9 protein-coding genes are annotated in these 13,568 nt (G+C 64.2%); all 9 read left to right on the top strand.

Features of this window, described 5'->3' with window-relative positions:
• Positions 1-43: 43 nt before the first annotated feature.
• Positions 44-889, top strand: a complete 846-nt coding sequence (locus M2320_RS13510; protein ID WP_264597738.1) for a hypothetical protein — start codon at positions 44-46, stop codon at positions 887-889.
• Positions 890-957: 68 nt separating this feature from the next.
• Complete coding sequence (locus M2320_RS13505) at positions 958-1,218, top strand: hypothetical protein (protein ID WP_264597737.1); 261 nt, start codon at positions 958-960, stop codon at positions 1,216-1,218.
• 72 nt (positions 1,219-1,290) lie between these two features.
• On the top strand, positions 1,291-1,839 hold the full coding sequence (locus M2320_RS13500) for a hypothetical protein (RefSeq protein WP_264597736.1): 549 nt from the start codon (positions 1,291-1,293) through the stop codon (positions 1,837-1,839).
• Complete coding sequence (locus M2320_RS13495; RefSeq protein WP_264597735.1) at positions 1,832-4,132, top strand: AAA family ATPase; 2,301 nt, start codon at positions 1,832-1,834, stop codon at positions 4,130-4,132. Before M2320_RS13500 ends, M2320_RS13495 begins: the two co-directional genes overlap by 8 nt.
• Before the next feature lie 204 nt (positions 4,133-4,336).
• On the top strand, positions 4,337-4,585 hold the full coding sequence (locus M2320_RS13490) for a hypothetical protein (RefSeq protein ID WP_264597734.1): 249 nt from the start codon (positions 4,337-4,339) through the stop codon (positions 4,583-4,585).
• Positions 4,586-4,602: 17 nt separating this feature from the next.
• Complete coding sequence (locus tag M2320_RS13485) at positions 4,603-5,139, top strand: terminase small subunit (RefSeq protein WP_264597733.1); 537 nt, start codon at positions 4,603-4,605, stop codon at positions 5,137-5,139.
• Positions 5,140-5,180: 41 nt separating this feature from the next.
• Positions 5,181-6,260: a hypothetical protein gene (locus tag M2320_RS13480; RefSeq protein WP_264597732.1), complete on the top strand. Its 1,080-nt coding sequence runs from the start codon at positions 5,181-5,183 to the stop codon at positions 6,258-6,260.
• A gap of 14 nt (positions 6,261-6,274) precedes the next feature.
• Positions 6,275-12,631, top strand: a complete 6,357-nt coding sequence (locus M2320_RS13475) for a PLxRFG domain-containing protein (protein WP_264597731.1) — start codon at positions 6,275-6,277, stop codon at positions 12,629-12,631.
• Between the two features lie 29 nt (positions 12,632-12,660).
• Positions 12,661-13,395 carry a hypothetical protein gene (locus M2320_RS13470; RefSeq protein ID WP_264597730.1) on the top strand — a complete coding sequence of 245 codons (735 nt, stop codon included), beginning with the start codon at positions 12,661-12,663 and terminating at the stop codon, positions 13,393-13,395.
• The last annotated feature ends 173 nt before the right edge of the window (positions 13,396-13,568 follow it).

The following is a 13,568-nucleotide window of genomic DNA, read 5'->3' as shown; positions in this document are numbered from 1 at the left end:
GCCTCAACATCAGGCCCGCGCGCCACGCATTAAGGCAACCTGGATGGAAGACGATCAAGACGACAAGCCGAAGCGACGCCGTAGCAAGCGGGGTGATATTGTGGGCAGCTTTTACGCTGAGCCCGAACTTCCGGCTTGGAGCCTTCGCAAGCGCGATTGGGACGGCATCGCGGATAAATGCGATCTCGACTTTAAGGACAATTCTAACAGGGCCAGGATTGCAATCAGCGAAATTTCCCGGCGCTATTTCTATGCGCGCGAAACCGAAATTTTGGCGTTCAACGCGGTGACCGTGAGAAAATTTGTCGCCAAGATCGAGAGCGCGGCCAATGAACTCGTGTCGCTGCTTTCATCCGAAACCGATTCGCGGGAGATGTTGGCGACGCGCGACATTCTGAGCGAGGCTTTGCTCAATCCGCTGGACCTAGCGCCTGCCTGTCGAAGCGGTGACAGCGATTTTGACATAGCCATGGCCGCTGCAATCGAGAGCGCGAATCCGCTGGCCGACGCGGTTCGCGTTGTGTCGCGAATCGCCAAAGCAGCCAAAAGCCTGTCGCCCCCCGAAACAATAGACATTGGCCCATCCCAGCGTGATCCGCTCTGGCCAAAGACGCCGACATCGACAGCGTGGGCGAAGATGCTGCGCGATATTGATCGCGTCTTTAGCGCCTTAAGGCTGCCAACGAGCGCGGGGAACAGCAAATACAGCAAAGAGAAGCCGTCTCAATTTACGGAGTTCATGCTGGAATTGACGCGGTGTTGGCCTGAAACATTTCAGCTACACAACCGTGGGCTGGACGGGAAAGAATCCCCGACAGCCATGGCGAGCGCGATCAATGAAACGCGCCGATCAAGCAGAGGGAGCTTAGCTCGCGAGGCCGAAAGCTAAGCCCCCTCGCGACCAGAGCGATTGTGATTTTTTGTCCTCCGTCAGCCCTGGCTGTTCTGGAGGACGCGATGCAGATTGAAGACGAAAAGAAGCGTAAGCGGCATTCAAACCCGATCCCCGTCGAGGTGCGTCTGAAAGTCGGCCGCCTGAGCGTGGATGAAGTGCGCGCACTTAAGGATGTCGGCAGAACTACCTTCTATGAGGACGTTAAAGCCGGCCGCGTGATCCTTGAAAAGGACGGCCGCCGCAGCAGCGTGCGTGGCCCCATCGCAGCGCTCTACATCGCCGGCCTTCCGATGCCGAGCACCACCGAAGCCGCCGCCGCCTAATCTTCACAAACGAAAACTGCCCGGCGTTGCAGCGCTGGGCAGTTTCATCACGATTGATGCAGGTCCAATTAAATGGCTACCCCAGCCCCCCTCAAAAATCAACCGCCGCGCGAGAAGCCGCACGTCTATCTGGCCGGAAAAATCGCCCAGCACGGCTGGCGCGAGCGCCTGACGTATCGCACGATCTATCCGCGCAATCCGCTCGACCCGAACGAGTTTGAAGACACGCCGAATTTCGTTTGCACCGGACCGTTCTTCGCCTGCTTCGGCCACGGCCTTTCCCATGTTCCTGGGACGCACGGGCAAGGTGAGAAAAACAAACGTGCTCGCGTGTTCGATGTTTCCCTCGCCAGGATAGCGAAGTCGGATTTCGTGTTCGCCAGCATAAACGAGACGGATTGCTTCGGCACTCTCGTTGAGATCGGTCACGCCCATGCCATTGGCGTTCCTGTTTTTCTGAATCTCGGACCTGACCTGACAAGGCGGCAAGTCAACGATTTCTGGTTTGTGGCCCAGGCATGCCACTTGGTTAACGGCAATCTCGAAGAGGCTTTCTGGAACGCAATCCAGGCGTGGCGTTCAGCGCGCGCGTTGAGCGTGATGGGGGGCGGCAATGGCTGACCTCGGTCTTGAATTTATCGTGGCCGAAATGGACCTTAGCGACCACGGCGAGCAAAGCGATGACTTCGCCACGCCCACGAACAGCACCAAATCCTGGCGCGTGAAAAATCGTCAGATCGCGCTGCGTCTCGCCGAAGTTGGCGCTCCCGTGTTTCCCTGCAACACCCATAAAAACCCGCTCGTCAAATGGCGCGCGGAATCGACGTGCGACGCGCGGACCGTCGAGAAATGGTGGCGCAGTTTTCCCGACGCCATTCCTGCCATCGACCTCGCCAAAGCTGGCCTGATCGTCTCCGACCTGGATCGCCACGGCGGCCCCGACGGATTGCAGAACTTCTTTGACCGCGTGGGCGATCCGACCAAGTTCGGTGCTCCGATGGTGGCGACGGCGAATGGCGGCGTTCATCTGTATTTTCTGAACCAGCCCGACGCCCCTTTTGGCAATTCGGCCGGCGAGTTCAAGGGGCTCGGCGTCGATGTTCGCGGCGCTGGCGGTTATGTCATCGCTCCAGGCGCGACGCTCCCAGACGGGCGTCAGTGGCGCACCGAACCGGGTTCGCCTGATCTGGTGGAGGCGTTCGACACTGGCAAGATTCCGGCTCTCCCCGAGCGAATCGCCGCCGCGTTGCGCGCGAAGCCCGAACCGGAAGCCCAGGCCGCGACGAATTGCGATCCGCTCACCAGCGCGGCAGCGGCGGGCGAGCGCGAGCGCGCCTGGGCGCGCGTCAAGCTCGACGCACAGGCGAAGGAACTCGCCGAAACCGCGAAGGGTGGCCGCAACAACGCTCTGAACGAAATGGCCTATTCCATGGGGCGCTGCGTTGGCGCAGGCTGGATTTCTCAGGAAGCCGTCGTGACAGCCCTGGAGGGCGCGTGCCGTGCGAACGGTTCCTGGCGTGATGATGGCCCGCGCACTTGCCGCGCGACTATCGCCAGCGGCCTGAATGCCGGCCTGTCTCAACCGCACCCGCCGCTGGTTGATCGCGAAATGCCCGGCGACGAGCAGGCTGAGCGCCTGGGCGCGCAGATCGCCGCCGCGCTCGGCGCGCGCGAAAGCAATCCGATTCCGAACCATCTCGCGGTGGGTTCCGACCCCGAGACTGGCGAAATTATCCAAGGCGAAGCGCCGCACGCCGCGCCTCATGCTCAGCAGCCGCGAGCAGTGGAAATGGAAATCATCAGCGCCGCCTCCCTCGCTGGCAAGCCTATCCCGGCCCAGCACTGGCTGATCAAAGACCTGATCCCGCACGGCAACGTGACCATGCTGGCCGGCGATGGCGCTACGGGCAAGTCGCTGCTGGGTCTGCAACTCGGCGCAGCCTTGGCGACAGGCAAACCTTGGATCGGCTTCTACACCGAGAAGGGCCGTGTGCTGTTCATCAGCGCCGAGGATGAAACCGCCGAATTGCACCGCCGTCTCGCGCGCATCGAGCCGCGCCTTGATCTGCTGAGCGACCTGATCATCGCTGACCTCGCCGGCAAGGATGCGGTACTCGCCGCGCCTGAGGGACGCGAAGGCCTGTTGAAGCCGACAGCCCTCTTCACCGCGCTAGAGCGCATCATTGCTCGTAACCAGCCGGACTTGCTGATTCTGGACACGTTGGCCGACCTGTTCGGCGGCGACGAAATCAAGAAAGTGCAGGCGCGCCAATTCATAGGCATGCTGCGTGGGCTCGCCCTTCAGCACGACATGACCGTGGTGCTGCTTTCGCATCCGTCGCAAAGCGGCATGAATTCCGGCACTGGCACCAGCGGCAATACGGCCTGGAACAACAGCGTGCGCTCCCGCCTCTACCTGGAACGCAGGCTGAGAACCGACGGCAAGCGCGTCGTCGAGGATGATCGCGACCTGCGCGTTCTCTCGACGAAGAAGTCAAATCGCTCGCCTACCGGCGGACAGATCGTCCTGCGCTGGAAAGATGGCAAGTTCGAGCGCGAGACGCAAAGCGCCGTGAATGCCGCCGACGCCGCGCATCACGCCGACAACGTGTTCCTCGCGCTGCTGGAGCAGTTCATTCGCGAGAAGCGGGCCGTCTCGCCAAACAAGGGACCGACCTACGCGCCCGCGCTTTTCCAGGGTCACGAGAATGCCAAGGGCATGAGAAGTTCAGAGCTCGGCCGCGCGATGAACCGACTGCTGCAATCCGGCCGCATCGAGGTTGAGGGCTTCGGCCCGCCGTCGAAGCCGCGGCAGCGCCTTGTGATCGTGTCGCAGGGCATCGGTGGGGATGTTTCAGGCGAAAGCGAGGAGGGCGGCTCGACCGACCACGACCTGCCCGAGCCTGCCGATTAGGTGGCTTCCAACCGCCTTCCAACCGGAAAAACGGCCTTCCAACCGGCTTCCAACTACCTCCCAACCCTGGTTCCAACCGCCATGAAAAACCTTCCAACCGCTTCCAACGGGGGTGTGTTCCAACCCCCCTTATACCCCCCGGCGGTTGGAAACCGCCCTGAGGACCGTTTGGACGGCCCGGGCGGTTCCAACCCCAACCACCAATTGACCGCCCATGCTCTCGCCGCCCGCGCCGGCGCGGTGGTGCATGCGCGCGACATGCTGAAACGCATCATGCCCTTCACCGACTGGTGGGAACCCGACCGCCCCACCTTCTCGCGCGCAGCCATCTGGCTCGCCATCGTGAACGAATGGACGGCGCTCGCCGCGTTCACGCCCGCCGAAGCCCGCGCCGTCGCTGAACGGCTCGAAGTGCCCCTGGCGCGCGCCACCATCGCCGCCAAACAGCACTGAAGACAGAGGAAGAGAACATGAAACCGAGCAAGAAACTGACCCCCAAACAACAGCGCTTCGTCGAGGAGTACATCATCTCCCTCAATGCAACGAAGGCCGCCCTCGAGGCCGGCTATAGCGCGAAGACGGCAAAGTCGCAGGGGCAGCGTTTGTTGACGAATGTTGACATCGCCGACGCCATCTCGGCCGCCAAAAAATCCCGCTCCGAACGCACGGAAATCACAGCTGACCGGGTGCTTCACGAGCTCGCGGCGATTGCCTTCCTCGATCCGGCGAAGGTCTTCACGCCGACCGGCGAGGTCCGCTCGCTTGAAGACATGGACGAGTCCGTGCGCCGCGCCATCGCCTCGGTCGAAACCATTTCGTCGAGCGACGGCGACGCTATCAGCACCGTGCGCAAGGTGCGTATGAACGACAAGCTGCGCGCGCTCGAATTGTTGGGCAAGCACCTGCAATTGTGGGTGGAGCGCGTGAAGCTCGGCGGTGAGCAGGAGAACCCGCTGCACCTGATCGTGCAGCAGATGATGGGCAACGCCCTGCCGGTTCGCCCCTAATTTCCCAACCACATCACCAAACCTCAACCAGGACAACGATCATGACGAAAATCCAAGGATGGACCACTCACGGCGAAACCGCGCAAACGAAGCTCCTGGCCGGCATCCTGCCGCCGCGAGGCATTCACGCGCTGACTGGTCCCGACGCCGCCACCAACACCGCGTTGGCCGCTGATTTGGCCGTGGCGCTCGCTGCCGGCGACGTCGGATGCGGCTTGGGCCTGCCCGACGCCAACGGCACGCGCGCCTCGCTGGCCGGCTTCTTCGGCAACAGCATCGGCGAGCCGGGCGGCGTGGCGATCATCGCAGCCAATCGCGGCAAGATGGCCGCCGCCGTGGAAGCCGCCGCCCTGGCTCGCGGCGTCACCGTGGCGCTACCAATCGCCATCGCCTCTGCGAGCGGCGACCTGCGCGGACTCACTGACGGCACCGTGCAACTCTATCGCGTGCGGGACGAACTGCCCCGCCACCTGCGCTTGCTGATCGTTGAGGCTGGCGTCTCGCATGATCCAATCCGCCGCTCCGCGCTCCACTCCGCTCTGACGATCGCGGAGTCGGTGTGCGGCTGCGCGGTGCTTTTCGTCACGCAGGACTGGCCGGCAGGCATTGCTGGCGCTGAAAGCGTCGTTCTGGAGGCTGCAACGGACCGTCTGACGCTCGCGCAGCCCCCGGTGGGCGTGGCTGGCTGGACGCGCGCCTTCCGCACGTCGCGTATCCTCCTGGCTGGCCGAGAGGCTATCGCCATTCAGCCGGGCGCGATCCTGCCGCACACCCCCAACTGGAAAGCGGTCGCGCCCGCCGCCGCGCCGGTCCCGGCTGCGGAAGTCGAGCGCGAAGTCACGAGCCGCGCTGTCATCTTCGTCACCGGCCGGGCGCTGACCCAGGAGGAAATCGCACCCTGGGCGGCCTATCGAAATGTCCGTAACGAGGTCGATGCATTGCCGAACGCGGGCGAGCCCAACGACGGCGGCGTGCGGGAAATCGTTATCGTTCCGAACGACCGCGACCACCGCGCCCAGGAAGCCGAAATCCGCCGCTTCAAACTGGAGCAGGAAGCCAAGTCCCGAGGTGTCGACGGCCGAGTCGTCATCAAGATTTCCGAACGCTGCGTCGCGGCCTGAACGGAGAGCTTGCCATGAACCAGATCGACGCCCTCATGTCCGACTATCGCATCGCCGATTTTCACCAAATGGTCGAGGACCAACTCGCCGAATGGGACGCAAAGGGCGTCGGCATCGTGCCGGAGCCCGCTCAGGAGAAAGTTGCGACCGATGTCCCTGGCCAGCGCGTAGTTCCGTCAGGGACCAGCGCCATCGAGCAGCGCGCCCTCGACCAACTCTCTCTCGCCGCTTTCCGCGCCGCCGCGGAAAAATACAACGTCCCGGCCGACGTCCTGATTGGCATGGCCGAAAAGGACTCCGGTCTTGATCCGTTTGCGCGCTCGCGCGGACCCGGCGCGAAGACGCGCGGCATGATCAAGATGACCGACGAAGACGTCGCTAAGTCGGGCGTCAACCCCTACGTGCCAGAGCAGAACATCGACTACGCAGCCAGGAAGCTCGCCACGCTGATGCAGATGCACGGTCTTCCGCCGCAGGACGCGGTGAAGGCTTTCGCTGCCGGCAACGCCGACCCGGCGTCCTGGGGGCCGGACGCGCACAGCTATGCGGATGATGTGCTCGCGCGCACGCAGCGTATCACCGACACCTATTTCCCCGCGCCCGCTCCTGAGCCGCCCGCGCCGCCCGCGCCGGTCAAAGAGCCTGGCCTGATGGGAAATCTGAACGACGCCCGCGTGGCGATTGATCAGGGCCTCAATATGGCCGTGCAGGACATTGACGGCGTTGCTCGCAAAATCCTGCCGACCAAGATCATGAACGCGCTCGACGCGGCCGACCGCTGGTTGCTCAACGGTAAGACCGGAGCGGAAGTCGCCGAGGAACAGAGCAAAAAGCTCGCCGAGGAATACACGCCGAAGATGCGTGAATCCCTCGCCAAGAAGTGGTGGGATTCCGACAAGAGCAAGTTCGGCGACGCGTTCACCGACTGGCGCGCCTATTCCGGCACAATCCTCCAGTCCATGCCGGAAACGCTCTTGTCGTCCGGCCCGGCGCTGAAGCTCGCCAAGGGTGCGTTTGCCGCGTCCATGGCGCGCGGCGCGACGGCGGCGGAAGCTGCGAAGCACGCTGCAACTGTGGCGACCGTCGCTGGCGCGGCCACCGAAGGCTTGCTGGGTGGCGCGCAGAGCGAGCGCGAGGTTCGGCAGGAAATCGAAAAACTCCCCTTTGAAACGCTGCGCCAGTCCGACGCCTTCAAGGCCATGACGGGGCAGGGCATGTCGGAGGAAGCGGCGCGTAAGGCGCTCGCCACCGACATGGGCGCGCGCGCCTTCATTACCGGCGGCATCGCGACCGGCATTTTCGGCGGCATGGGCGACCGGATCATCGCCAAGACCTTCCTTGGCCGGGCCGAAGGCGCTGGTCTGAAAGACTTGGCGAAGCGCCTCGCTGGCGCCGGCCTGGGCGAAGGGCTCGCCGAGGAACTGCCGCAGAGCGCGCTTCAGCAGCTTGCGCAGAATGAGGCGGTCAAGAACGCCGATCCGAACAAATCCCTTATGGATGACGTCGTGAACCAGGGCCTTGGCGGCGCTGTCACCGGCGCTGTCATGGGCGTTGGCATGGGCGGCGCGTTCCATGGCGCGACCAAGGACACCCAGCAAGGCCAGTCGCCAGCGCCGGCACCGCCGCCGCCGCCAGCAACTCCCAGCGCACCGCCGCCGGCTCCCGCGCCGACTGCCAGCAATCAGACCGTGCCGCTGGCGAGCGATGCAGGTACGCCGCCTTCGACGCCTAGCGGGCCGCTGTCTGCCGCGCTCGCCGCTGGCGCGCCGGATCATGCGCCGCTGGCGACCATCGCCGGCAAGCGCGTGATGCTGAACGCTGTGCCGGAAAGCTTCCCCGATCACACCTTGCAGATGGCGGGTCATATCGTCGGGCAGGACGCTGACGGCGTGCTGTTCCTTGGCGACGATGGCGTGCAGCAGCTTATCAGCCACGAGGAGCTTGCGGGCGGAACGTCGAAGATCGTTCCCGCACCGGACGCCCCCCACATGCCCGAGCCGCGTTTTGTGCCGCGCGAGGAAGGCGCTGCGCCGTCCGCGTCGGCCGAGCCTCCGGCCGGCCGCCCTAAACCCCAAGAAAATCAGGCGATACAGCCTGAAAACACCACTTCAGCCGGCACTCTTCCTGAGCCTGTCATTGAAGCGTCAACGCCGGTCGAACCCGTCAAGGAATCCTTGACGGCTGAAACGCCGGCAGCGCCTGCACCCGCCGAGGTGGTCGAAGAACCGTCCAGCGTCGGCGAGACAGCCACAGCGAAAGCTCCGACTGTTCGGCCGCTGAAGCAGCAGGACAAGCCGCTTTCGGAAATGTCTGAGCCTGAACTGCGCGAGCGCATGAAATTCCTTGCGGACCAAGGCAAGGCGTCCGGCTGGAGCGCTCGGCTCACCAAGGCTCGCCGCGACGTCGAGCGCGAGATTGATGCGCGCAAGAGCCCCGCTGGCCAGGGTCAGCCACAGGCGGTTCAATCCGCGCCAGTCGAGCAGCAGTTCGGGGCCATGCCGACCGACAGTGAGGGCGGCGAACCGGGCGACCGCGCGCGTGTCCCGGGCAAGGCCGCGCAGCCTAGCGCCGCCGAGTTCGCGCGCCTGCTCGCGGAAATGTCTGAGCCGGAATTTCGCCAGCGCCTCAAGGCTATCGCTACGCTAGCGAGGTCCAACGGCTCGAACCGCGACTTGGTCGCGAGCCGCCGCGAGGTTGAGACCGAAATCAACCGCCGCCGTGCTGCCGCCGATGAGCCGACGGCGATGAAAGCCGCCGCGCAACCCCGTACCCAGGCGAAGGCCACGAAGCCCGCTGGCCGCGCGCCCAAGGCGTCCGTCGCGCCCGCCGCGCAGGAAGCGTCAGGCTTGGATGCGGCCAGCCTGCGTGAGCACATGGAGCGCGGCCCTCACGCGCCCCTGATCGCCAAAATGATCGATAGCGGAAAGATCGTGCTGCACGACGATCATGCTGCTGCTGGCGAGAAACGTGGCGTACAGGGCTTCACTATGCCCGATGGCACGATCCATCTGGTTGCGCGCCACCTGAGGCCGGACAGGGCGTATAGCGTTCTGCTGCACGAGGCCTTCCACGCTGGCGCTGAGCCGCTCGTTGGCTCGCAGGGCTGGCGCGCTCTCATGAGCCGCGTTCAGGCGGCCACCGACACCGCCATGGAGCGCGCCCTGTCTGGCAAGGCGCACACGAACGGCGACTTCTGGCGCGCCGCGCTCGACCGCGCCCAGGCAGCGAACGCGCCGGCCGAACACATGGCCGAGGAAGTCGCCGCCTACATCATCGAGAACGCCGAGGCCGCTCCGCGCGGCCTGCGCGAAGCCGTGGATAGCTTCGTCGGTCATGTGAAGGCCTGGGCGCTTCGCCGCTTCGGCAAACAGTTAGGCGACGTCACGCCGAGCCAGTTGCGCTCGCTCGCGCTCGCGGCCCTACGCTCTTGGGACGGCAAACCGAACCCCAAGATTGCCAAGAATGGCGCGCGCTATTCGATTGCTGGCGACCCGCCTGAATCCGGCGAAACAACCCTCGACGGCATCCGCCGCCGCGTCGCCGGCTTCATGATGGATCGCCTCACCGGCGGCAACAACCCCGAGACGAGCGCGCTTGGGCTGATCCCGACGCGCCCGCTGTTCATGGAAATCGCCAAGCATCTTCCGTCGGCGCGTCGCTATCTTGATTCCAAGACCGCCATGGACACCATGCGCAACGATCTTGCGCAGAAGACCGATGACACGCTGCAAGCGTGGTTCCGCTACGCGAACAAGATGGTTCGCGATGGCGCAAAAATCTCCTTCCCGAACCGAAAGGAGAACCAGGCTCTCATGGACCTGATGCACGAGGTTACGCGCGAGCAGGTTGACCCCAGCAAGCCGTGGCGTGGGCAGGAGCGCCCGATCAGCCTGGAGGACGACGAGGCCGCTGCGCGCGAGCAGCGCCGAGAGGAAATGTGGGGCGTGCTGAAGGATCAGTACGACGCCCTGTCGCCGCCCGCGAAGGTCATCTTCAACGAGATTCGCGACTCCTATAAGGAAATGGGCGACGCGCAGGAAAAGCTCGTGCTGGAAAACGTGAAGCGCGCTATCGACGCCAACATCAAGCGCGCACAGCGCCGCTATGCGGATGATGTGAAGGCGGCGAACAGCGACGCGAGCCTGTCCGATGCGGAGCGCGCCGACGCCATCGACAAGGCCAAGAACCGGCTTGCTCATGCCGAAACGATTGGGAAGCGCGCCAGGGCGGCGCGCCTAAAGCGCCTCCGGGCAGAGTTCGAGCGCAATCGCCTACACGGCCCTTACTTCCCGCTTGCGCGCTTCGGCAATTACTTCGTCACCGTCCGCAACGACGAAGGCCGGATTGTCTCTTTCTCGAAGTTTGAGAGCGAGACAGATCGCAAGCGCTTCGCTCGCGAACAGTCGCAGGTGAAGGGCCAGCACGTCGAAACCGGGCTGATGCAGGAAGGCAAAGACCGCGGCAAAATGGTCGATCCCCGGTTCATGGAAAACCTCGACGCGATCCTCGACGACAGCAACGTCTCGCGCGAAGTCCGCGATCAGGTGTGGCAGCGCTATCTCGAATCCTTGCCGGATATGTCGATGCGCAAGCACCGCATCCACCGCAAAGGGACGATGGGCTTCAACACGGATGCGCTGCGCGCCTACGCGCACACCATGTTCCACGCCGGCCACCAGATGAGCCGCCTGAAATACGGCATCGACCTGCAAGAGCATCTGGACGAAATGCACAAGGAAGTTGAAGTCAGCCCCGACCCGGTTTGGTCTGGAGCCATTGAGGCTGAAGCGCGCCGCACGCACGACTTCATCATGAATCCCATCGGCGCCACTTGGGCACACAGGCTGACGTCGTTCACCTTCCTGTGGACGATGGCGTTCAATGTCTCATCCGCAATCGTGAACATCGAGCAGACGTTCAGCAAGGGCGGCGCGGTTCTCGCCTATGACGCAGACACCCAGGCCGGCGTGGTGCGCGCCATGCGCGAGCTCGCCAGCGCGACTGCCGACTTCATGCGGGGGCGTGGCTTCATCGAGAACTCCAGCGGGCTCGCCGATGAAGAGCGCAGCGCCATTCAGAAGGGCTACGAGAGTGGCGTCATCGACAAGACCCAGGCTCATGATCTGGCGTCTATCTCGGAAACGGGCGTCTCCTATAACCCTGTCCTGAACATGGTCATGAAGGCCGCGTCGGCTCCCATGCACCATACGGAGCGCGCCAACCGTGAAGTGACGTTCCTTGCCGCCTATCGCATCGCGCGCAAGGCGGGCCTGTCAGAGGCCGAGGCGGTGAAGAAGGCGTCCGATCTGACCTGGATGAGCCATTACGACAATCAGGCGTCATCCAAGGCGCGCGCGATGCGCGGCGACATGGCGCGCGTGATTTTCGCGCTCAAGTCGTACCAAGTGAATGTGCTGTTCCGCGCCTTCCGCGATCTGCACCAGTCGTTCAAGGGCGAGACGCCGCTTGAGCGCAAGATGGCCATCGGCCGATTCACGACCATGGTCGCCATGTCCATCCCGATGGCGGGCCTCACCGGCATGTTCATGATGAGCACGCTGATGTCGCTGGCCAGCTTTTTCATGGGGCTGGCGGGAGGAGACGACGAGCCCGAGGAATCCCTGCGCCGGATCGTGCTTCAAGCGACGGGCGACAGCCTGATCGGCAAGGCCTTCGGCGGCATGCTGATGGATGGCGTGCCGGGCTGGATCAGCGGTACGGCGCTGTCCGACCGCATCGGCAACGCTGACCTTTGGTTCCGCTCGAACAATTACGAGGCCAAGAACGCGGATGAGGTTTTCCTCCGCGTGCTCGAACAGCTATTCGGCGCGACCATCGGCCTGACGCATCAGATGGCGCAGGGCGCTGGCGAAATCGGCAAGGGCAACACTTGGCGCGGCGTTGAGAAGCTGGCTCCAGCGGCGGTCAAGAACCCGATGAAGGCGGCGCGCTACGCCTATGCGGGCGGCGTGCTCGACAAGAACGGAAACCCGGTCGTGGAGAACCTGTCGGTGCTCGACCTGTTCAAGCAGTTCTTGGGCTTCACCCCCGCCCAGGTTCGCGAGCAACTGGACCGTAACACGTACCAGCGGAACCAGCAGAACCACATCCATGAGGCGAGAGGAGCGGCGCTCCGCGAGGCTGCGCGCGCCCGCATGGCCGGCGACGAGGACGCGCTGAACGCCGCCATGCTGAAGGTGGACGCCTACAACGAGCGCTATCCCGAGGAGCACATCAGGGCGAAGGACGTCACAGCGGCGGCCAAGCGTCTTCGCACCAAGGGCGAGCGCATGGAGCACGGCGTCGACCTGGACGACAAGCTGGAAGACCGGATCGGCCGGCACACCGCGCCATCGGTTTACGGGCGCTGAAACTGACCATTTTTTAAGAGGAGAAAACCATGAACGAGCAGCACACCCCCGACGAACTCCTGAGCCTGACCCACGAGGAGCGCGCCGCCCTCGCCGAGGACGACGCCCCGCAGCAGGTCACCGAGCCCGAGCAGCGCGACGTGGAGGAATTGGAACTGCGGCAGGACGTGACACCTGTCCTGACCGCCGCGCCCGTCGCCGTCGCCGACAACCTCCAGCGCGTTGCGGCCTTCGAGGATGAGGCACAGCGCCAGTTCGAGGACGGCCAGATTACGTCCGCGCAATACCGCGACGCCCTAGCCCGCGCCGCCGACGCCCGCGAGCAAGTCCGCTGGGCGCAGCGCAAGGCGGAACTCGCCAACGACATGAAGCGTCAGGCCGAGGATAACCAATGGAGCGCCGCCGTGACCGACTTCATGGCGACCACCGGCGCGAAGATCGCCAACTCTCGCGCTGCACTGATCGCATTTGACGAGCATGTGAAGGCCGTGACCAGCAACGCGGCGTATGCTCACCTGTCTGACCGGGCGCAGCTTGAGAAGGCGTTCAAGAGCTTCACCGACGACCTGAACGGCACCATGGGGCTGAAGCAGCGCGCGGCGGCCTATGACGATATGGGCGGGCGCGACGGTGGCGGCAGCGGCTCCGCGCGCGACTTCGCCGCCCTCGACCGTCTGGCGAGCACCGACCCGATGGCCTACGAGCGCGCTATCGGCAAGCTGTCGCCGGCCGAGCAGGAAGCCTACGCGAATTTCGCCGGCTGAAAGGTCAGCCGGGGCGGGCGGCGTTGCTGCCGCCCACACGCGATGCTGCGCCGCCGCTTCCCCCGCGTGTGCCCCCTCTAGAGCGCGTTCGGCGAGTTCCGATTCGATAGGGGATTCCCAATTGGCTTGAACGATGCGATTCTTCCCGCGTGATTTCGAGGAGGAATCCCATG

The organism is Rhodoblastus acidophilus (assembly GCF_025961575.1).
In the GTDB taxonomy this organism is placed as follows: domain Bacteria; phylum Pseudomonadota; class Alphaproteobacteria; order Rhizobiales; family Beijerinckiaceae; genus Rhodoblastus; species Rhodoblastus acidophilus_C.
The sequence above is the reverse complement of the archived record's forward strand: the minus strand, read 5'-3'. Positions and strand labels throughout refer to the sequence as shown.

Excerpts from the sequence above, each read along its gene's own strand:
- M2320_RS13510 (WP_264597738.1), top strand. The coding sequence starts at position 44 with ATGGAAGACGATCAAGACGACAAGCCGAAGCGACGCCGTAGCAAGCGG.
- M2320_RS13505 (WP_264597737.1), top strand. The coding sequence starts at position 958 with ATGCAGATTGAAGACGAAAAGAAGCGTAAGCGGCATTCAAACCCGATC.
- M2320_RS13500 (WP_264597736.1), top strand. The coding sequence starts at position 1,291 with ATGGCTACCCCAGCCCCCCTCAAAAATCAACCGCCGCGCGAGAAGCCG.
- M2320_RS13495 (WP_264597735.1), top strand. The coding sequence starts at position 1,832 with ATGGCTGACCTCGGTCTTGAATTTATCGTGGCCGAAATGGACCTTAGC.
- M2320_RS13485 (WP_264597733.1), top strand. The coding sequence starts at position 4,603 with ATGAAACCGAGCAAGAAACTGACCCCCAAACAACAGCGCTTCGTCGAG.
- M2320_RS13480 (WP_264597732.1), top strand. The coding sequence starts at position 5,181 with ATGACGAAAATCCAAGGATGGACCACTCACGGCGAAACCGCGCAAACG.
- M2320_RS13475 (WP_264597731.1), top strand. The coding sequence starts at position 6,275 with ATGAACCAGATCGACGCCCTCATGTCCGACTATCGCATCGCCGATTTT.
- M2320_RS13470 (WP_264597730.1), top strand. The coding sequence starts at position 12,661 with ATGAACGAGCAGCACACCCCCGACGAACTCCTGAGCCTGACCCACGAG.